At 68.0% G+C, this 20,040-nt stretch carries 19 protein-coding genes; 9 read left to right on the top strand and 10 right to left on the bottom strand.

Annotated elements, in window-relative coordinates:
* Window positions 1-7: 7 nt before the first annotated feature.
* Window positions 8-1,012 carry an NsdA family TPR-like regulatory protein gene (locus HOV91_RS20655; protein ID WP_174187049.1) on the bottom strand — a complete coding sequence of 335 codons (1,005 nt, stop codon included), beginning with the start codon at window positions 1,010-1,012 and terminating at the stop codon, window positions 8-10.
* A 10-nt stretch (window positions 1,013-1,022) separates the two neighbouring features.
* The gene (locus HOV91_RS20650) at window positions 1,023-2,267 is read right to left on the bottom strand and encodes a helix-turn-helix domain-containing protein (protein ID WP_174187048.1); all 1,245 of its coding nucleotides are present in this window, start codon (window positions 2,265-2,267) and stop codon (window positions 1,023-1,025) included.
* Window positions 2,268-2,521: 254 nt separating this feature from the next.
* On the opposite strand from HOV91_RS20650, the gene HOV91_RS20645 reads away from it, so the two are divergent.
* Window positions 2,522-2,791 carry a hypothetical protein gene (locus HOV91_RS20645; protein WP_174187047.1) on the top strand — a complete coding sequence of 90 codons (270 nt, stop codon included), beginning with the start codon at window positions 2,522-2,524 and terminating at the stop codon, window positions 2,789-2,791.
* Window positions 2,792-2,934: 143 nt separating this feature from the next.
* Here the strand turns inward: HOV91_RS20645 and HOV91_RS20640 are convergent, their stop codons facing one another.
* The gene (locus tag HOV91_RS20640; RefSeq protein ID WP_174187046.1) at window positions 2,935-3,816 is read right to left on the bottom strand and encodes a sigma-70 family RNA polymerase sigma factor; all 882 of its coding nucleotides are present in this window, start codon (window positions 3,814-3,816) and stop codon (window positions 2,935-2,937) included.
* A gap of 280 nt (window positions 3,817-4,096) precedes the next feature.
* On the opposite strand from HOV91_RS20640, the gene HOV91_RS20635 reads away from it, so the two are divergent.
* From HOV91_RS20635 to HOV91_RS20625, 3 genes are read left to right on the top strand one after another with little or no spacing between them, the layout of a single operon-like run.
* The gene (locus HOV91_RS20635; RefSeq protein ID WP_174187045.1) at window positions 4,097-5,269 is read left to right on the top strand and encodes a serine hydrolase domain-containing protein; all 1,173 of its coding nucleotides are present in this window, start codon (window positions 4,097-4,099) and stop codon (window positions 5,267-5,269) included.
* 38 nt (window positions 5,270-5,307) lie between these two features.
* The gene (locus tag HOV91_RS20630) at window positions 5,308-5,739 is read left to right on the top strand and encodes a DoxX family protein (protein ID WP_174187044.1); all 432 of its coding nucleotides are present in this window, start codon (window positions 5,308-5,310) and stop codon (window positions 5,737-5,739) included.
* Window positions 5,740-5,789: 50 nt separating this feature from the next.
* The gene (locus HOV91_RS20625) at window positions 5,790-6,302 is read left to right on the top strand and encodes a carboxymuconolactone decarboxylase family protein (protein WP_174187043.1); all 513 of its coding nucleotides are present in this window, start codon (window positions 5,790-5,792) and stop codon (window positions 6,300-6,302) included.
* Between the two features lie 185 nt (window positions 6,303-6,487).
* Here HOV91_RS20625 and HOV91_RS20620 read toward each other — a convergent pair whose 3' ends face one another.
* Window positions 6,488-7,093: a TetR/AcrR family transcriptional regulator gene (locus HOV91_RS20620; protein WP_174187042.1), complete on the bottom strand. Its 606-nt coding sequence runs from the start codon at window positions 7,091-7,093 to the stop codon at window positions 6,488-6,490.
* A 109-nt stretch (window positions 7,094-7,202) separates the two neighbouring features.
* Between HOV91_RS20620 and HOV91_RS20615 the strand changes: the two genes are divergently transcribed.
* Window positions 7,203-8,018: an SDR family NAD(P)-dependent oxidoreductase gene (locus HOV91_RS20615; protein ID WP_174187041.1), complete on the top strand. Its 816-nt coding sequence runs from the start codon at window positions 7,203-7,205 to the stop codon at window positions 8,016-8,018.
* Window positions 8,019-8,198: 180 nt separating this feature from the next.
* Here the strand turns inward: HOV91_RS20615 and HOV91_RS20610 are convergent, their stop codons facing one another.
* Window positions 8,199-9,422, bottom strand: coding sequence for a cytochrome P450 (locus HOV91_RS20610; RefSeq protein ID WP_174187040.1), 1,224 nt, complete (start codon window positions 9,420-9,422; stop codon window positions 8,199-8,201).
* Window positions 9,423-9,611: 189 nt separating this feature from the next.
* Here HOV91_RS20610 and HOV91_RS20605 point away from each other — a divergent pair, with 189 nt between their 5' ends.
* On the top strand, window positions 9,612-10,130 hold the full coding sequence (locus HOV91_RS20605) for a TetR/AcrR family transcriptional regulator (RefSeq protein WP_174187039.1): 519 nt from the start codon (window positions 9,612-9,614) through the stop codon (window positions 10,128-10,130).
* An 11-nt stretch (window positions 10,131-10,141) separates the two neighbouring features.
* Here HOV91_RS20605 and HOV91_RS20600 read toward each other — a convergent pair whose 3' ends face one another.
* Both HOV91_RS20600 and pcrA read right to left on the bottom strand, forming a co-directional pair.
* Complete coding sequence (locus HOV91_RS20600) at window positions 10,142-10,567, bottom strand: hypothetical protein (RefSeq protein WP_174187038.1); 426 nt, start codon at window positions 10,565-10,567, stop codon at window positions 10,142-10,144.
* A gap of 78 nt (window positions 10,568-10,645) precedes the next feature.
* A complete protein-coding gene (pcrA, locus tag HOV91_RS20595; RefSeq protein ID WP_174187037.1) occupies window positions 10,646-13,234 on the bottom strand; it encodes a DNA helicase PcrA in 2,589 nt (862 codons plus the stop codon).
* A gap of 385 nt (window positions 13,235-13,619) precedes the next feature.
* On the opposite strand from pcrA, the gene HOV91_RS20590 reads away from it, so the two are divergent.
* Window positions 13,620-13,913, top strand: coding sequence for a chorismate mutase (locus HOV91_RS20590; RefSeq protein ID WP_174187065.1), 294 nt, complete (start codon window positions 13,620-13,622; stop codon window positions 13,911-13,913).
* A 133-nt stretch (window positions 13,914-14,046) separates the two neighbouring features.
* On the opposite strand, the gene HOV91_RS20585 is transcribed toward HOV91_RS20590, so the two are convergent.
* Window positions 14,047-15,246 carry a hypothetical protein gene (locus HOV91_RS20585; RefSeq protein ID WP_174187036.1) on the bottom strand — a complete coding sequence of 400 codons (1,200 nt, stop codon included), beginning with the start codon at window positions 15,244-15,246 and terminating at the stop codon, window positions 14,047-14,049.
* A gap of 184 nt (window positions 15,247-15,430) precedes the next feature.
* Window positions 15,431-16,888: an NAD-dependent succinate-semialdehyde dehydrogenase gene (locus tag HOV91_RS20580; protein ID WP_174187035.1), complete on the bottom strand. Its 1,458-nt coding sequence runs from the start codon at window positions 16,886-16,888 to the stop codon at window positions 15,431-15,433.
* Between the two features lie 230 nt (window positions 16,889-17,118).
* On the opposite strand from HOV91_RS20580, the gene pgi reads away from it, so the two are divergent.
* The gene (gene pgi, locus HOV91_RS20575; protein ID WP_174187034.1) at window positions 17,119-18,756 is read left to right on the top strand and encodes a glucose-6-phosphate isomerase; all 1,638 of its coding nucleotides are present in this window, start codon (window positions 17,119-17,121) and stop codon (window positions 18,754-18,756) included.
* A gap of 14 nt (window positions 18,757-18,770) precedes the next feature.
* On the opposite strand, the gene HOV91_RS20570 is transcribed toward pgi, so the two are convergent.
* Window positions 18,771-19,319, bottom strand: coding sequence for a potassium channel family protein (locus HOV91_RS20570; RefSeq protein WP_174187033.1), 549 nt, complete (start codon window positions 19,317-19,319; stop codon window positions 18,771-18,773).
* A 272-nt stretch (window positions 19,320-19,591) separates the two neighbouring features.
* Here HOV91_RS20570 and HOV91_RS20565 point away from each other — a divergent pair, with 272 nt between their 5' ends.
* The gene (locus HOV91_RS20565; RefSeq protein ID WP_217440861.1) at window positions 19,592-19,894 is read left to right on the top strand and encodes a hypothetical protein; all 303 of its coding nucleotides are present in this window, start codon (window positions 19,592-19,594) and stop codon (window positions 19,892-19,894) included.
* Window positions 19,895-20,040: the final 146 nt, after the last annotated feature.

Genomic DNA, 20,040 nt, shown 5'->3' with positions numbered 1-20,040 from the left:
TTCGCCATCAATGTGCAGCGCTGTCGGCGAGTAGTTCCGGCGCGGCCTTCCGCACCTTCCGCAGAACTTTTGACGCGCGTTCCGAGGACACGCCAGACAGAATGGGCAACGCCGATCGCCATAGCTTCGCCGCGTCCTCGTGCCGCCCGAGACGCCAACGGATAAGACCGGTTTCTGCGGCAGAAAGCGCATGAATCCTGGTGTGCGTGTCCGGGTTCCACATCGAATGCGATAGGTACATGTACCGCTCGGCTTCAGCCTGGTCGCCCAGAGCGGCGAATGCTTTCGACGTCTGCCTGGCGACGCTCGCTTTGTTCGGGCACCAGAGCGCCGCCCAGCGCGGTAACTCGGTGGTTATTTCGGTGCTTATCCACGGTTCCGCCTGCCGCAAAGCGGTGCGCGCAGCTCGATGCTGCCCCGTTTCGGCGTAACAGCGCGCCAGACCGACTAGGAACAAAGACATGGTGTCCGGCCCTACTTTGTCGCGCGCCGCTGCCACTGCGCGCTCGGCAAGCTCAGCGGCGTGCTGCGGTTGGCGAACATCGGTGGCGTGTAACCCGAGGATGCGAAAACAGAAACCGTCCTGCCCCGGCACACCGGACTCTTCCGCGAGCCGCAATGCCGACAGGAAATACCGCTGCGCGATACCATCCGCCCCCGCATCGTGCGCTTTGAAACCCGCCAGGTACGCCAACTCGGCGGCAGCGCTGAGCGCGGCAGAACGAACCTTCGAATCGGCGAATCGCGACCGCAGCAGCGACGCGACATCCGTACTCAGGAACTCCGCGACAGCCGTCCGGCCGATACCACCACCCTTGACCTCGTCCAAACGCAGGAAAGCATCCGTGATCCCCTGTACAGCCCGCACTTCCGGCATTCCGACCCGCGCCGAGTCGTCCACTCGGACCAACCGGGCCACATCCGACCGCGACACCAGCGCTGTGGCGGACAACGCCGCGCTGTAGACGGACGTACGCAGGAACGACCGCCGGTCGACATATGTTCCGACCATCAAGGCACCCTCACAGCGTGGGATTATCGGTCGATGCAGTGTCTGTGAATATTTCGGGGGCGGTGCGGCGGATCTTGGCCAAGGCTGTGGTGGTTCGCGCGGAGTCGACGGCGTGCAGCGCGGGTAAGGCGGCACGCCACATGTCGACGGCTTCGGTGTGTTTGCCGAGTTTCCAGCGTAGTAAGCCGGTTTCGGCAGCACTGAGTGCCCACACGCGGGCGTGGGTGTGGGGGTTCCAGATGCTGGTGCCCAATTCGTAATAACGTTCGGCATTGGCGAGGTCACCCAGCGCGAGGAAGGTCTTCGCGGTCTGGTCCGCCACCGTGCCCTTGTTGGGACACCACATCGACACCCAGCGGGGTTGTTCGCCAACCAGGTCGGGAGTGATATTCGGCTCGGCGGTCCGCAGGGCAGCCAGTGCCCGGTCGTGGTCGCCGGTTTCGGCGTGACAGCGAGCCACGACGACGGTGAGCAACGCCGTCGCATCCGTACCGAGTCGGCCTCGGCCTCGCGCTACGGCCGCTTCAGCGAGGGCCGGGCTGAATTTCGGCTGTCCGATGTCTGCTCCCTGCATAGCGAGGATGCGTAGAACCCAGGCGTCCTGGCCGGGCACATGGCCTTCCTCCGCGAGCCGCAAGGCCGAGAGAAAATACCGTTGCGCGATACCGTCCTGTCCTGCGTCGTGCGCCTTGAAACCCGCTAAGTAGGCAAGCTCGGCAGCGGCGCTGAACGCGGCGGAACGGACTGTGGAATCGGCGAAACGTGACCGCAGCAGCGCCGCCACATCCGTGCTCAGGAATTCGGCGACAGCGGTCCGGCCGATGCCGCCGCCTTTGACTTCGTCCAGACGCACAAAGGCGTCGGTAATCCCCTGTACAGCCCGGACTTCCGCCATATCGACGTGTGCGGAGTCGTTGACCCGAGCCAATCGGGCCATGTCCGACTGCGATACCAGCGCGGTTGCGGAAAGGGCGGCGCTGTAGACGGACGTACGCAGGAACGATCGCCGGTCGACGTCCGCTCTGCCCAACATACTGACCAGTGTGGCAGGATCACACGTCACTTCACCGCACGCGCGCATATAGGCCGCGAGCACATCGGGCGAGGCGGTGCGTGTCCCCGTCTCGACATGGCCTAGGTAGCTGCGCGAGAACGGTATCCGGGCCGCCAACTCCGCCAGCGACAGTCCCGCCGCCTGCCTGGCGGCTCGCAGACGTTCCCCGATGTCAGGCGGCAATCCCCCGTCCGTCCCCATGCGTGGATCGTAGGTGCATCCGTAGACGCGCTGTAGCCGTTTCCCCAGTCCGCGACAGTATTTTTCGCGCCACGCTGACAGCCGCACCCACCCGGCGGGCGCGCCTGTTCCGTCCGGGACGGACGCACCGCCGGCCGTGAGCGGCCCGCGGTGACATCACCCCGCCGGGTGGCGTGCACCCGAATGACAAGCGAGCACAGCAGGGGTGAGACGCGATGGGGTTCAGTTGGTGGCGAGATGCCGAGCAGGACGACATGTCAGCGCAAGCGATCATCGACCGCGTAGCCGCCGAGTGGCGCGCCGAGCGCGAACGGATACGCGCCGGGCAGCTCGACCCCGGACTGTGGCCGAACGGTTGGCCGCACGAAGCTCCCGACAACCCGCTCGGCATTTCCGAAGCGCATCGGATCATGCAGCAACACAGGGCGTGTCGCGCCGATCAATGCCCGCGCAAGGCGGCGGCCCGGCAGACGCTCATCGACGCCGGACGCATGCAGCCGGATACCTCACGGGAGCCGCGCTGACGAATACACGCCAGCCTGTGGTGAGACGGCGGTGCACGTCGCGCGGTCTTTGGGCACTAGCGCGGCGATTTCGCTGATAGTCGAGGCTATCGGCCAAGGAATGTCCAGAATGCCCTCTGTGGACCTCTGGCTTCCGGTGCGCATCATCCGAGGATGGCGGTGAGGTCGAGGCCGGTGAGCCGGTCGTGGTCGGAGAGGATGTCGATGGCGGTGATGTGGTCGCCGGTGACGGTGAAGCCGATGACGGAGAACAGGTTGCCGTCGAGGGTGTTGACCAGTCCGGGGCCGCCGTTGACGAGGGCGGGATGGATGGTGCAGAGGGTGGCCATGCGCTGGAAGGTTTCGGCTTGGCCCGCGACGGCGGTTGCGCCGCGGATCACGCGCATCGTCGCACCGGCATCGGCGCGGAGCACCACGTCGGGATCGAGCAGGCGCAAGAGTTCGTCGAAGTCGCCGCCGCGGGCGGCGGTGAGGAAGGCTTCGACGACGCGGCGTCGACCGGCCGGGTCCGGATTCGGGTTCGGGGTCGCCTCCTGGACTCGGCGGCGGGCTTGGCTGGCCAGTTTCTTGGCGGTCAGCGGCGTGCGGTCCACGATGGGTGCGATCTGCTCGTAGGGCAGGGCGAACATGTCGTGCAGGACGAAGGCGAGTCGTTCGGCGGGGCTCAGGGATTCCAGCACGACCAGCAGGGCCAGGCCGACCGAGTCGGCGAGCAGCGCTTCGTGCTCCGGGTCCGGTGTGGTCTCGCTGGTGATCACCGGGTCGGGTAGGCGCTCGACTTCCAGGGGTTCTTCGTGGCGGGTCTTGCGGGTGCGCAGCATGTCCAGGCAGACCCGTCCGACGACGGTGGTCAGCCAGCCGCCGAGGTTGCCGACGTCGCTGGTGTCGGTGCGGGCAAGGCGTATCCACGCCTCCTGCACGGCGTCGTCGGCGTCGTTGAGCGAGCCGAGTATCCGGTAGGCGACCGCTCGCAGGTGGGTGCGGTGTGCCTCGAATCGGTCGGCCAAGAACTGCTCATCGTGCACGGGTCCTCCTCGGTTTCGTCCCGCATCGATGACGCGCCGGCGACGGGAAACGTGACCCTATCCCTTCGCCGGTCGGCTGTGTGCCGCCAGGACCCGGGTCCTGATCTTCCGTCCCACTCGTGCGCCGTTGGGGCGCGACCAGCAGTTTTCGGGGTTGCGGTGACATTTCCTCGCCGCCTTCCGTCAGTGCAGCAGAACCTGATCCGCGGCGGCCGCCGCAGCCGATCAGCTCTCGACCGGGCGGGGCCCGGCGGGACTGCTGTCGAAAGGAAGCATCACTGTGAACGCGATCGAAATACACGGCACCGTCGCCGAAGGATTCGAACACGTACGCGACGAGTTCGCCGCCGCCGTCGCCGAGGAGAACGGGGAATCCGGCGCGCAGCTCGCCGCCTTCGTCCGCGGCCGCCAGGTGGTGGACCTCTGGGCGGGAGCGGAAGTCACCGCCACCACGCTGACCGGCCTGCATTCCACGAGCAAGGGCGCGGCCGGTCTGGTGGTGGCGCTACTGATCCAGGACGGCGCCCTCGATGTCGACCGGGCGGTCGCCCACTACTGGCCGCGGTTCGCGGCGGCGGGAAAGGAGCGCGTCACCGTGCGGGACGTGCTCGTGCACCGCTCCGGGATCGTCGGGGTCGACGGCGGATTCACGGTCGCCGAACTCGCTGACGAGCAGGTCGTCGCCGAACGGCTGGTGGGGCAGCGGCCCTTCTTCGAACCGGGCGCGGTGCACGGTTACGGCGGGTTCGTCACCTACGCCATTGTCGGTGAGGTGGTGCGCGCGGTTACCGGTAGCACCGTCCAGGAGCTGTTCGAGCACCGTATCCGCGCCCCGTACGGGCTGGATGTCTACCTCGGGCTGCCCGTCGAACTCGATCACCGGTACCTGCCGATCCTGCCGTGGCGAGCCAGCCCGGAGATGGCGGCGGCCTTCGCCGCGAACTCGCCGACGCCGCACGGCATCGCGGGGATCGCCTACAACCTCAACGCACGCGGGTTCACCGCCGCCGACGTCATGGCACTGCCCAACGACACCACCGTGCGCCGCCTCGGCCAGGGCTCGGCCGGTGGCGTCGGCAGCGCGAACGGCGTGGCGGCGATGTACGCGGCGGCCACCACCGGCATCGACGGCCGAGATCCGCTGCTGTCACTGGAAACCATCGCCACGATCTCAGCCGTCCACTCCAGCGGCCCGGACCTGGTGCGGGGCGACCGCGCCCCCTACACGCTGGGGTTCGAAGCCAAAAGCCTGCTGTATCCGTTCCTCGGCGCGCACGCCTTCGGGCACACCGGCTCCGCGGGCTCCGACGGGTTCGCCGACCCGCACAGCGGTCTGGCCTGCGGCTACACCCGCCGCCGCGCCGCATTCGCGTTCAACGCACCCGAGAACGCGCGCCTGGCCGCCGCCTTGCACCGCGCCGCGACCACCACCGATTTGGCGGCCGCCGCCTGACCCACAGTCCTGACCTCTGCACACAGGAGCAACACGTCATGTCCACTCGCACCACCTCGCTGACCCGTTCCCTGAAACTCGCGCGCTGGATTCCCGTGGCCGCCGTGCTGGCCGAGACCGCGGTCGGCGCCTATTGGGACCTCGCCCGGATCTCCTACGTCCGCGACTCCTTCGACCACCTCGGCTACCCCATGTACTTCGCCACCATCCTCGGCGTCGCCAAAACCGCCGCGCTCGCCGCGATTCTCACCCCCGGCCACCCCCGCACCAAGGAATGGGCCTACGCCGGACTGGTCTTCGTGTACGGCGGCGCCGCCACGTCACATATGGCCGTCGGCGACGGCCCCGACAAATGGGCCATGCCCCTGTTCTTCCTCGCCGCCACCTTCGCCGCCCGCGCCTGGCTGCCGCAAGGAACCGCCACCTTGCGCGCACTCGGTGGCTCCCTCCACCGGCCCCAGCCTGCCTGACCCGATCGAACCGACCCGAGATTCATCCAGAGATAAGGAAACCCACAACGATGAACGCGAACACCACCACCCAGCAGCGCAGCGGTTCCCGTCTGCCCAACCCCCAGCAGCTCGTCCCTGCCCTCGGTGAGGTCGGCGCGGCGCTGTTCAAAGCCACTGGCAACGGGGCGATCCCGCGCACCACGTTCGGGCTGGTCCAACTGCGTGCCGGTCAGATCGTCGGCAGCACCTACCTCGCCATCCTGCACACGGGCAACCTGCGGACCGCCGGTGAAACCGAAGAACGGATCGCCGCGGTCGCGACCTGGCGGGACGCTCCCTATTTCACCGAACCCGAACGCGCCGCGCTCACCCTGGTCGAGGCTGTCCTGCAACCGGCGTCGCGGGGAGATCGGGTCCCCGACGAACTCTTCGCACGCGTGTCCGAGCACTACGACGACACCGCCCTGGCCACCCTCGCGATGGCCATCGGCCAGGTGAACTTCTTCGTCCCGCTGGCCCTCATCGGCAAACCGATGCCCGGCCGCCCGCCCGCCGAACAGTGGACCCCCGTGTCGGCCTGATCATCCGACACCACCGTCTGTGGGGCCGGGGCGGTTGCACCCGGCCCCACAGCCTTGCCGCTTCCCGGGTACACGCGAGAACCAGCCCGACCGGAGACTCGACTACGCGGGGATTTCCGATTCGCGACCGCCCGCCGGAGCTGCGATGGTTCGCGAGGACGGTGTAGTGATTCGGCGCGCCGGGATCACCCGGCGGTGTTCGGTCGCATGGCTTTGAGGAAGATCTCGACCAGGGCGTCGGCGTATTCGGGAGTGAGCGGACCGGACCGGAGCAGCCAGCGCTGATAGAGCGGCGCGTACAGCAGTTCGAGTGCCAGGTCGAGGTCGGCGTCGGCGGCGAGCTGACCGGCTCGCTGAGCGCTACGCAGCCGCTCCTTCTTGGCTTCGTCCACGGGCCCGGCCAGTTTGGCGTGATAGTCCGCGGCCAAGGCGGGATCGGCGATGATCTCGGTGTTGAGCGCGCGGATCGGATTCTCGAACGCGGGGTCGGCGAATTCGGCCACCGTAGCCCGCATGACCACCTTGAGGTCGGCCTCCAGATCGCCGGTGTCGGGCAGCGTCATGCTCTGCTCCGGCCCGCTCTCGCTGAGCACCAGGAAGGCATCCAGGACCACCGCGCCCTTGGAGGGCCACCAGCGGTAGATGGTCTGTTTACCCACGCCCGCCCTGGACGCAATGGCCTCGATGGACAGCTTGGCGTACCCCACCTCGGCGATCAACTCGCGAGTCGCGGTGAGGATGGCCTGCCGGGAACGCTCGCTACGTCGGGCGGGATCGGGCGGTTTGACCATCCCGGGATCCTAACACAGTAGTGAGACGAGACGGTCCGTCTTGACTACTGTCTAGACGAGACGTACCGTCTTGCATTGTCACGACCAAGAGCAGGAGGAGGTGGAGCCGATGACCCGGGTATGGCTCATCACAGGTGCGTCACGAGGACTGGGCCGGGCGTTCGCGGAGGCGGCGCTACAGGCGGGTGACCGGGTGATCGGGGCCGCGCGCAACGTCGAACCCCTCGCCGACCTCGCCCGGCGATACCCCGACGACCTGGTACGGCTGCCGCTCGACGTCACCGACCGCGCGGCCGTGTTCGCGGCCGCGAAGCAGGCGTGCGCGGCCTTCGGCAGGCTCGACATCGTGGTCAACAATGCCGGCGCGATGCTGCTGGGCATGGTGGAGGAGGCGAGCGAGGAGCAGATCAGAGCCCACTTCGACGTCAACCTGTTCGGCGCCGTGTGGGTGACCCAGGCCGTGCTGCCGTACCTGCGCGCACAGGGCGGCGGGCGCATCCTCCAGGTCACCACGATGGGTACCGGTGGCGGTTTCCCGATGGTCGGCCTGTACGCGGCAGGCAAGTCGGCGCTCGACTCCGTGAGTGAGGCCGTGGCGATGGAAGCCGAACAGTTCGGCGTCAAGCTCACCATCGTGCAGATGGGCGGCTACGACACCGGCCTGTTCACCACGGGCACCACGATGACCGCACCGGACCCGCGCTACCAGCAACTCCGCGACGAACTGACCGAGATGTGGGGCGACGAAGCGGGCCCCGCGCCGGACACCGCCGCTCCCGTGATCATGGAACTGGTGGACCTGCCGGACCCGCCCCGGCGACTCATCGTGGGTTCCGGGTCCTTCGACATAGTCCAGCAGGACCTTCAGGACCGTGCGGCGAACTATCGCGCCTGGGAACAACTCAGCCGCAAAGCGCCCGGATGACGATCACACAGGACGAGCAGGGTGGCGAACCGCGCGACCTGCCCGGTCGCCGACCGCTTCTGTTGATCACCTCCCTCGCCGCAGCACATGTCGGGGCCGAACAACAGAAGCCGAAGGAGAGCTGTCCGCCGCCGCCCGGGCGAGGAGCCCCGGATCACATGGCCGCGAACAACGTGGCGATCAGTTGCCTACTCGGACGGGCACGTTGGTCCAGCCCGCGACGCTGGTCTGCGCCGCTCGTCGCAGACCAGCACGATCCAGGTCGTATTCGGGCATGAAGTCGAGCATCGCGTCCAGGCCGATCCGTCCTTCCAGCCGTGCGAGGGCCGCGCCGAGGCAGCTGTGGATGCCGTAACCGAAGCCGAGGTTGTGGCCGGAGTGCGGGCGGTCGATGTCGAAGCGGTCCGCGTCGCGGAATGCCCGCTCGTCGCGGTTGGCGGAGGCGAGCAGCATGAGCACGGGGCTGTGTGCCGGAATGGTCTGTCCGTGCAGATGCACTTCGCGCAGGGTGTAGCGGAGGTCGTATTGCACCGGACCCTGGTATCGCAGTAGCTCCTCGAAAGCGCTCGGGATTTTGGACCGGTTCGCGCGCAGGTCCTGCCACTGCTCGGGGTGGTCGGCGAAGATCACCGCGGCGTTGCCCAGGAGTTTCGCCACGGTCTCCGCGCCCGCCCCGGCCAGCAGTGAGGCGAAGCCGAGGATCTCGCGGTCGGTGAGCCGGGTGGGAGTACCGTCTTCGCGCTCCACCTCCACCTGGGTGAGGCGGCTGATCATGTCGTCACGGGGGTCGGCCCGGCGTTTCACGATGAGTTGGTGATAGAACTTCGAACTCGCCTCCACCGCCAGTCGCCCTTCCGGGGTCAGGCCCGCGTGTCCGGGCTTGCGTTCCATCGGCGCCGCCAGCCACAGCCGGAGCTGCTGACGATCTTCGGGCGGTACGCCGAGCATCGTGGTGATGACCTCGATCGGGAACAGCGCCGAAAAGTCCTCGACCACATCGAAATTGCGCGGATCGAGTCGCCCGGCGAAGCGGTGGACGGTGTCCCGGACCATCGACTCCAGTTCAGCGATGGCGCGGGGGGTGAACACCTTGCTCACCAGCTTGCGCATCCGAGTGTGCTCGGGCGGGTCCATCATGATGATCATCGGTATGGCCTGGTCCGGCGGGTCGGGATCGAGAACCATCTCGAGCGTGATTCCCCGCGCCGACGAATAGGTCTGGAAGTCCTTCATCGCCGGTGCGACGTCTTCGTATCGCGACAGCGCCCAGAAGCCGTAGGCCGAGTTGTGGTAGACGGGGGCGTGGTCGCGTAGCCGTCGGAAGGTCTCGTCCGGGTCGGCCAGGAATTTTTCGGAGTAAGGGTCGAAATCAATCGTGTCGTCCGGGACAAGTGTGTCTGTCATGGGTATCTCTACTGTTCCGGGGAAGGGACGCTTCGCACCGAGTCCGCCGGGTGGGATGCCTGGGATCGGCTGGGAAGCGACTGGTGTGAGAATCTCGTTCTCACAAAGAGATGTTACATTTTTCACGAAAGTTGTAAAGGACGAACGTTGGATGCCGACGGCGACACGAGCTCGGACACCACTACCCGAATGCGGATACTGCGGGCGACCTTCGAGGTGCTCGGCCGCAGAGGGCACCGCAAACTGAGCCTGTCGGATGTCGCCGTCCAGGCCAAGGTTTCGCGGCCCACGCTGTATCGGCTGTTCTCCTCGAAGGAGGAATTGCTCGCCGCGTTCGGCCGGTACGAGCAGCGAAACATCGAAGACGGGCTGCGCGCCGCGACCGAGGGCCTGACCGGTCCCGACCGGCTGGATGCCATCCTGCGGTTCATCGTCGACTTCCAGGACTCGTACTCGCTCAGCCACCTGGTCGGTGTCGAGCCCCATCACGTGCTCTCGCAGATCACGCGGGTGCTGCCGATCATGCGCGGGCTCATCGCGCCGATGGTCGACGGCGACGACGCGGAACTCGTCGCGGCCACGATCGTGCGGCTGGCGGTGTCGCACTACCTCGTCCCGGGCGACGACAAGGCGACGTTCCTCGCCCAGCTACGACATGCGGCGGGCATCGAGAGGACCGGCTCGCCGACGCTGCGGCCGGACCGGTGAGACGAGCGAGCCTACGGCGTTGCGACGATCGCGAGACCGAGCAGCGCGACGACCTTCGCGACCTCCAGGCCGATGTACCAGAAGTGCGCGTGCGAGCGCGGTAGCTCCTCGCCCGCCAGCACCCGATCGGCGCGGCGAGACAGCGGCGGGCGCACCGCGAGGATCTGAACGGCCAGCAGCGCCACGGCCGCGCCCAGCCACAGCCAGGTCGCCGTGCCCGGCGCCGCGATCAGCGCGGCGAGCACCAGCAGTACCGCGAGCACGGCCTCGACGGTGTTCAGCGCCCGGAACACGAGACGGCCGATACCGAGACCCAGCGGCAGGGTCACTCCGGGGGCGCGGAACTTCAGCGGCGCTTCCAGGAACGAGATGGCCAGCACCATGCCGAGCCACAGCATGGGCAGAAACCACAGGATGTGCTGCGCGACCGTGTCCATATCGCGGACCTTACCGGCGCAATGCCACCGCGCGGCAGGGGCCGACGCCCTCCCGCGCGGACCGGCCGCCGCGCAGACTCATAGCTTGACCAAAGTGCGGCTGTACTGCGGGATCAACCGGATCTTGCCCGCGGTGCCGAAGTCGATGGTCACCGTGGCCAGTGGGCCGAAGCCCTCGGCCGCGATCACCCGGCCGAGACCGTACTTGTCGTCGCTGACCCGATCACCCACGGCGAGCACCAAGTTCGTGTTGTTGCGGGTCGCGCCGCCGGGAGCGGGCCTGCGCGGCCCACGATCACGCAAGCCGGGCCGTGGTTGCTGCGACCACCCGTCGCCGCGCGTCCAGTCCCGCTCCAGGCCGTCGTCGTCCCCGCCACGCCGCCGCATGCCCCTCGTTCCGGGCGATCCGGCCGGCTCGAGCCGCCGCCAGTCGATGAGGTGACCGGGGATCTCTTGCAGGAATCTCGATTCCGGGTTCGACACCGGCTGCCCCCAGCCCGAACGCACCACCGCACGCGTCAGATACAGCCGCTGCCTGGCCCTGGTGATGCCGACGTAGGCGAGGCGGCGTTCCTCGGCCAGTTCGGTCGGATCGCCGAGCGCCCGCATGTGCGGGAACTGCCCGTCCTCCCAACCGGTGACGAACACCACCGGGAACTCCAGCCCCTTGGCGGTGTGCAGCGTCATCATCGTGACCACGCCGGAGCCCTCGTCCGGAATCTGGTCGGTGTCGGCCACCAGCGAGACCCGCTCCAGGAACGCGGCGAGCGAACCGGGATCGGGCTCGCCTTCGCCCACCTCGGGCAGCAATCCCTCCTGCCGGGCCGCCTCCGCGTTGTTGTGCGCCTCGGAGCTGAACTCCCGCGCGACGCTGACCAATTCGTTGAGGTTGTCCAGGCGGGCGCCGTCCTGCGGGTCGTCGGACGCCTCCAGTTCGGCGCGATAACCGGTGCGCTCGAGCACGGCTTCGACCACGTTGCCCACATCGGGAAAGTCGGATTCCGCGCGTTCGCCCGCGGCCCGGACCTCGTCGAGCAGGTCGAGGAACCCAGCGATGGCGCGCTGCGCGCGCGTGTTCAGTAGCGCCACTTTGCCTTCGGCGGCGTCGCGCAGCGCGGCGGCGAAACCGATCCCGCGCTGTTCGGCATGGACCGCCACGCAGGCTTCGGCGCGGTCGCCGATGCCGCGCCGCGGCGTGTTCAGGATGCGGCGCATGCTCACCGCGTCTTCCGGGTTCTCCAGCACCCGCAGGTAGGCGACGATGTCGCGCACCTCTTTGCGCTCGTAGAACCGGACGCCGCCGACCACCTTGTAGGGCAGGCCCATCCGGATGAAGATCTCCTCCAGGGCGCGGGAGTTGTTGTTGGTGCGGTAGAACACCGCGACGTCGCCGTAGTTGGCCTCGCCCTGGTCGACCAGCCGGTCGATCTCGCGCGCCACGAACGACGCCTCGTCGTGCTCGTTGTCGGCGACGTAGCCGGTGATCAGGTCGCCCTCGCCGGAATCGGTCCACAGCTTCTTCTCCCGCCGGTTCTCGTTGCGCGAGATCACCGCGTTGGCGGCGGAGAGGATGTGCTGGGTGGAGCGGTAGTTCTGCTCCAGCAGAATGGTTTCGGCGTCGGGGAAGTCGCGCTCGAACTCCTCGATATTGCGGATCGTCGCGCCGCGGAAGGCGTAGATGGACTGGTCGGCGTCGCCCACCACGCACAGTTCGCTCGGCGGGACCCGATCCTCGGCCGCCTCGTCCACGTGGTGGCCGACCAGCTCACGGACCAGGACGTACTGCGCGTGGTTGGTGTCCTGGTACTCGTCCACCAGCACGTGCCGGAACCGGCGGCGGTAGTACTCGGCGACCTGCGGGTGGTTCTGCAGCAGCGCCACCGTCTCGCCGATCAGGTCGTCGAAGTCCAGCGCGTTCGCCGAACGCAGCCTGCGCTGGTACTCGGTGTAGACCCGGGCCACCAGGCCGGGCAGCTCGGTGTCGTCCGATTCCGCGTCCGCGGTGGCCCTGGCCGGATCGATGAGCTCGTTCTTCAGATTCGAGATCGCGGTGGCGAGCAGGCGCGCCGAGTACTTCTTGGGATCGATGTCCAGGTCGCGGCTGATCATGGTGAGCAAGCGCCGCGAATCGTCCGCGTCGTAGATGGAGAAATTCGAGTTCAGACCGGGCAGCAGCGCCGCCTGGGTGCGCAGAATGCGGACGCAACTGGAGTGGAACGTCGACACCCACATGGCGTTCGCGCGCGGGCCGACCAGTCCCGTGACCCGCTCCCGCATCTCCGCGGCGGCTTTGTTGGTGAACGTGATGGCCAGCACCTGGCCCGGCGTGACACCACGGGCGGCCAGCAGATAGGCGATGCGGCGGGTGAGCACGGCCGTCTTGCCCGAGCCCGCGCCCGCCACGATGAGCAGGGGGGATCCGGTGTGCACGACCGCAGCCCGCTGCTGCGGGTTCAGGCCGTCGAGCAGGCGCTCGGCCTCCTCGGCGCGCGGTTGTTCGCGCTCGACGCGCTGCCGCTCGCGTTCGGCGTCCGTCGGCGGCGGCTCGGGCAGGGCGGCGGGCCGCGAACCCTCCGCTGCGTCACCGCCGGGGAACCGCGGTTTCGATGCCTGGTCCGGGTGCGCGATCCGACCGGCCTGCGTCTGGGGAGCCACCGTGATGTCCATCGTCCATCCACGCTACCGGCGGCCACCGACATAGCTGAACCCCCGGGGGACATCGGTATCGGTTCGGCGCCGGATGACTGAACGGCGCGTGAACTCCCGCTGGTGGGAAGCCCGGCTGAAACGACCTGCGGCTCTCCCGCGATTCCCAAACGTATCCGTTTTGCATACCCCCCAGCCCGTGGCACACTGGCGACATGCTCAGCGCTTCAGCAAGACATCCGATTCGGCTGCCTGCCGGACACCGGGATCGCGGAGCCTGTACCTGAGCACACCTTTCTGGGGGGATAATGCAAGGCCCCACCAGGTCTGTTTCACGGTGAAAGAACTGATCGGTAACGAGCCTCGTGCGCGCGCCGATCGAAGTTCTGACACGAGGAGATGAATGATGAGCACCCAAGCCACGACGACCGGGTCCGAATCCGCGTTGCCGCAGACCGAGGCCGAGATCGACAAGCTCCGCAAGGAGATCGACCATCTCGACGCCGAGATCCTGGCCGCGATCAAGCGGCGGACGGAGATTTCCCGGATCATCGGCCGGACGCGCATGGCGTCGGGCGGGCCGCGCCTGGTGCACAGTCGCGAAATGAAGGTGCTGGAGCGGTTCAGCGAGCTGGGCCAGGAGGGCCACACCCTCGCCATGCTGCTGCTGCGCCTCGGCCGCGGTCGCCTCGGCCACTGACCTGACCACTACGCGGCGCGCTCGCTGAACCGTCGCTTCCACAAGGCCGCCCCGGGTGTCACCCCCCGGGGCGGTCGTTATGTCCGCCCTGTGCCCGCAGCCCGCGAATCGTGCCGCTCGGAGTCCACCGACGCTATCCCGGTGCCGTGGCCGGCCCATCACCCGCGGCGGCATCGCGCAGGACGCGGAGATCAGCCGACAGCGCGGCTTCCAGCGGTTCGGCATGCGAGCGCAGATGCACCTGGCGAAGATGCTCCAAGTCCTGACTCGTCCGTTCGATCGCGGCCGCTCGTTCCGCGGGGCTGCCCTCCGCCGCGATCGTACGATTGTCGAGAACCCGCCATTCCAGTCCGGATCGGTCCAGCGCCTGCCGCAGTTCCGCACCGGGTGGCTGGTGCAGGCCGATGAAGTCGATGTCCGCGGTGGTGAGACCGAACATCTGGGCTTCGATGAAATGGGAGGCGCGAAAGTCCGCTCCGAGATAGTCGCGGCCGATGGGAGGGAGCTCGTGCACTCCGACGCCGTAGGAATATTCCGACGGGTTGTCGAGCGGGGAGGGTATCGCCCGATCCCTCTCCACCATCGAATCACCGAAGGTGATGGTCGTGCGTGACCGCACCTCCGGCTTCAGGTAGATCTGATTGTCGCCGTAGTTGAGTTCCGACAACGCATCGATCAGGCCATCTTGCGATGGGCGCACTCCGTCCACGGCGATGTAGCCGTAGACGGGCGGGTCGTCGTGGACGTGCGGGCCGAACCATTCGGCTTCGGCGCGGGCGCGATCACCGACCGGGTTGCGGGAGCCCCGGATCCGTCCTTCCGCGAGGATGGCGATGAGTTTGTCGTCGCGGACCCGGATAGCGATCGGTTTCCCGGCGAGCGCGTCCTTCAGTTCTCGCCGCATCTGCTCGCGCAACGCGGCACTGTCCCGGCCGAGCGAAGCCGCTGTTTCCTCGATTCTCCGGTCGAGAAGGGCGTATTGCTCCAGCCGGGACAGCCCACGGTGGGCTATGAAGTCACTCAGTTCCTCGCCGGTCGGCCCATTCTCGCCGAAACGTCGACTCAATTCGGCTTCGAGCCGCTGTCCGACCGGCGCCAACGTCGCTCGGTCCGGCGGCGGGGGGCACAGAGGCCGTCCGGGACCGGCAGCGCCTCCTGCCGAGGACCATCGACGCCGGATCGCGAGCCCACCATCGGCGTCGCCGTGCGTGTGCGCCCCGGTAACTTCCCGGACAGCGCTTGCTGCACCGGTGGGCATGCCCGAGAGGTCCTCGGCTCCCCGCTTGGTCAGCCGCTTCAGATCCGCCACAACCTGCAACAGGGCTCTGATCATGCCGTTGCTCAATCGAGCATCACCAGCGCCATCTCGTGATCAGCCCTTCTCCCGCTCATCGAACCCAGGCCGAGGTTAGTGTCGATGATCGATGAAGTCGCCCCCCGAAAAGGCGCGGGGACGGAAGCGGTCGCGCTGCGAGCAAACTCAGCGGCTGATCGCCTTCAGCAGTGCTGAACCCGTCTCACGTGAGCGCGATGTACTTGGTGGACAGATACTCCTCGATCCCCTCGATGCCGCCCTCCCGGCCGAAACCGGACTGTTTGACGCCGCCGAAGGGGGCCGCGGGGTCGGAGATGACGCCGCGGTTCACGCCCACCATGCCGGATTCCAGGCCCTCGGCGATCCGCAGGGCGCGATCGAGATCGCGGGTGTAGACGTAGCTGACCAAGCCGAACTCGGTGTCGTTGGCGGCGGCGAGCCCCTGTTCCTCGGTGTCGAAGCCGACGATCGGGGCGACCGGACCGAAGACCTCCTCGCGCAGAATCCTGGCCTGCGGCGGGACATCGCGCAGGACCGTCGCCGGGTAGAACCAGCCGGGACCGTCGGGCGCCTTGCCGCCGATCAGCACCCGCGCGCCCTTCGCGACGGCGTCGTCGACCAGTTCGCTCACCGTGCGCAACTGCTCCTCGTTGATCAGCGGGCCCAGCGTCGTGTCCGGGTCGGCTCCCGGTCCGAGCCGGACGCCGCTCTCCATCGCCTCGACCAGCTTGGTGGTGAACTCCTCGAGCACGCTGTTGTGCACGTGGAAGCGGTTGGCGGCGGTGCACGCCTCCCCGCCGTTGCGCAGCTTCGCCAGCATCGCGCCCTGCACGGCGGCGTCCACGTCGGCGTCGTCGAACACCACGAACGGCGCGTTCCCGCCGAGCTCCATGGAGGTGCGCAGCAGCTGGTTCGCGGATTTCTCCACCAGCTTCTTGCCCACCTCGGTGGAACCGGTGAAGGTGAGCTTGCGCAGCCGGGGATCGTCGAGCAGCGGTTGGGTCACCGCGCCGGAGCGGCTGGAGGTGAGCACCGACAGCACGCCGTCGGGCAGGCCAGCCGCGCTGCACAGCTGGGCCAGCGCGAGCATGGTCAGCGGTGTCGCCGAGGCGGGTTTGACGATCATCGTGCAGCCCGCCGCCAGCGCGGGGCCGATCTTGCGCGTGCCCATGGCGAGCGGGAAGTTCCACGGCGTGATCGCCAGGCAGGGGCCGACCGGTTGCTTGTGCACCATGATCCGGCCGGTACCGGAGGGCGCGTGCAGGTAGCGCCCGTGTACCCGGGCGGCCTCCTCGCTGAACCAGCGGAAGAACTCCGCGCCGTACCGCACCTCGTTGCGGCTCTCCGGCAGCGCCTTGCCCATCTCCAGGGTCATCAGCAGGGCGAACTCCTCCGCGCGGGCGGTGATCCGCTCGAATACCTCGCGCAGGATCTCGCCCCGCTCGCGGGCGGGCGTGGCCGCCCAATCGTCCTGGGCCGAGACGGCCGCGTCGAGCGCGCGCACCGCGTCCTCCGGGGTCGCGTCCGCGACGTGCGTCAGGACCTCCCCGGTCGCCGGGTTGTAGACCGGGAAGGTCCCCGCGCCGGTGGCGTCGACGGGCCGCCCGGCGATCCACAACTGCTTCGGTACGGATTCGAGAAGTTCACGTTCGGAGCCCATGACGCCAGACTATGCCTCCCGGCGAGGGCTGATCCCGGAACTCCGGTCCCGATCCGATCGTGTGCGGGGCACGCGTGTGGTCCGGCGCGTCGTACCGGCGTCTATGCCCGCGACCACGGCAAGTCCGCTGCGGCACAGCGGATTCTTCGCTCGGCGGCGGCACCGGCGGACCCGACTCTCCGCGCACGCCCCCGTGCGCGCGGCCGTGCCTGCTTGTACCCTCGGCGAACGTGAGCAGCGACATCACCGCGACGGCGGCATGGCGGAAACTGCACGATCATCACGGCACCGTCGCCGACCGGCACCTCAGGGAGTTCTTCGCGGACGACCCGGCGCGGGGCAGCGAGCTGACCGTCCAGGTGGCGGATCTGCACATCGACTACAGCAAGCACCGCGTCAACCGGGAAACCCTGCATCTGCTGGTGGAATTGGCGCGCGAGGCGGGTGTGCCCGAGCGACGTGACGCGATGTACCGGGGCGAGCACATCAACACCTCCGAGAACCGCGCGGTCGGCCACATCGCGCTGCGGCTGCCCGCAGGCGAGACGATGGTCATCGACGGCGTCGACGCGGGCGCCGAGGTGCACGAGGTACTGCGCCGGATGGGCGAGTTCACCGACGCGCTGCGCTCCGGCGCGTGGCGCGGGGCGACCGGCGAGCGCATCACGACCGTGGTCAACATCGGCATCGGCGGGTCCGACCTCGGCCCGGTCATGGTGCACCAGGCGCTGCGGCACTACGAGGACGCCGGGATCGGCGCCCGTTTCGTCTCGAACGTCGATCCCGCCGACCTGGTCGCGAAGCTGGACGGGCTCGATCCGGCCACCACGCTGTTCATCGTGGCCTCGAAGACCTTCTCCACTTTGGAGACGCTCACCAACGCGACCGCCGCCCGGCGCTGGCTGGTCGCCGCGCTCGGCGAGGAGGCCGTGGCGAAGCACTTCGTCGCGGTGTCCACCAATGCCGAACGGGTCGCGCAGTTCGGCATCGACACCGAGAACATGTTCGGATTCTGGGACTGGGTCGGCGGCCGGTACTCGGTGGCCTCCGCGATCGGCCTGTCGGTGATGGCGACCATCGGCAAGGAGCGCTTCGCCGAGTTCCTCGCCGGTATGCACGCGGTGGACCGGCACTTCGCCGAGGCGCCGCTGGAGGCGAACGCCCCGGTGCTGCTCGGCCTGCTCGGCGTCTGGTACTCGAATTTCTTCGGCGCCCAAGCCCACGCGGTGCTGCCGTATTCGAACGATCTGGCTCGCTTCCCGGCCTATTTGCAGCAGTTGACCATGGAGTCCAACGGAAAGTCGGTGCGCGCCGACGGCACCCCGGTCACCACCTCCACCGGCGAGATCTTCTGGGGGGAGCCGGGCACCAACGGCCAGCACGCCTTCTATCAGTTGCTGCACCAGGGCACCCGGCTCGTCCCGGCGGATTTCATCGGATTCGCGCAGCCCACCGACGATCTGGCGACCAGCGACGGCACCGGCAGCATGCACGACATCCTGATGAGCAACCTGTTCGCGCAGACCAAGGTGCTGGCGTTCGGCAAGACCGCCGAGGAGATCGCCGCCGAAGGCGCCGATCCCGCGGTCGTGCCGCACAAGGTGATGCCGGGCAACCGTCCCTCCACCACCATCCTCGCGCCGCGGCTCACCCCGTCGGTCGTCGGTCAGCTCATCGCGCTCTACGAGCACCAGGTCTTCGTGGAGGGCGTCATCTGGGGCATCGACAGCTTCGACCAGTGGGGCGTCGAACTCGGCAAGCAGCAGGCCCTCGCCTTGGCCCCACTGCTCACCGCGGCGGAAGAACCCGAACCACAGGACGATTCCTCGACCGACTCGCTCATCCGCTGGTACCGCGCGCACCGCTGATCTCGCCCGCGACGCTAGGCGATCCCGCCGGGCGGGCGTTTGCGCTGCGCCTCGTCCAGTCGCCGGACGATGTGCGAGGTGCCTATCGCGATCAAGGTGCCGATGACGCCCAGGTCGAAGAGGATCTGGACCATGGTGGCCACTCTCGCCGCGGCCCCGACAGGGTGCACGTCGCCGTAGCCGACGGTTCCGAGGGTGACGATCGTGAAATAGAGCGCGTCGGTGCGCGTGTGCAGGCCGTCGAACTGGCCGGGGGCGCGCTGCTCGAGCAGGTAGTAGTACAGGGCGAAGAACGTCACCACGACGCAGACCACGAGCAGCACGTCGTTGACCCGCCCGCCGGTCGCCCGCGGATCGAGGAAGTAGCGCCGGATGCGCCAGCGGGCCAGCCAGACCAGGCCCGCGACGCCGACGACGAAGGCGGCGAGCCCGACCACTCCCGCGGGGCGGCCTAGTGGCTCGCTCTCCAGCGGCAGGAAGTAATAGAACAGCAGAGCGCAGACCACGGCCGACATATTGTGCAGAACGCGCGATGACCTGCCGACTGCGCGATGTGCCGTCATCCCCCCATCATCTGCCCGGATCATGCCGCCGGAAGGCCAGCGCGCCGTCCGGAACGCCGGCAAAGTGGTCGCCGCAGGCGTGACCGATCGCCGTCGAGTCGTGCGGACGATACCCACCGCCGCCACGCACCGACCGAGACGCGACCGCTGTCCGCCGTATCCTGCTCGGGGTGACTGGAGACCAGACCACATCGCCGCGAGTCGTGGCGACTGATTCCTACCGGACTATCGAAAATCCCTCCGAGACGCAGTTGCACGACATTCTCGCGGACATGAACCTGAGCGTGCCGTTCGTGATCGTGGACCGGCTCGACGGCCCCGAACCCGGGGATTACTACATTCAGGTTCACCTCGATGAACAAGTGGATCCGGAGCAGGGCCGCGGCTATATCGTCGAATTTCGCGACGGCGGACCGGACGCGCATTTCCGTGCCACCATCAGCGACGACGCCCCGTGGGGCAGCGTCTTCTCTCCCGCGTTCGAGACCGTGGTGAGCGTCGTCCAGGACTGGGCCTTTCAGCGCGGCGGCTGGCGAACAGCACTGGCGTGGGAACGGCTGGAGTTCGACTGCTGACCAGACGCTCGGTTCCGCAGTACCGAAAAATTTCCGCAGCACCGGAAACATGCGCGCCCGTCGGCGCATACCCTGCCCCAGCACGCTTCCACCGACAAGCGCGGGCAGCGGTTGCGGGAGAAGCGCGCCGACGCGGCGGCGCGTCG

Source organism: Nocardia barduliensis (genome assembly GCF_013315795.1).
Lineage (GTDB): Bacteria > Actinomycetota > Actinomycetes > Mycobacteriales > Mycobacteriaceae > Nocardia > Nocardia barduliensis.
Note: the sequence above shows the minus strand (reverse complement) of the source record. Positions and strands in the feature narration are given on the sequence as shown.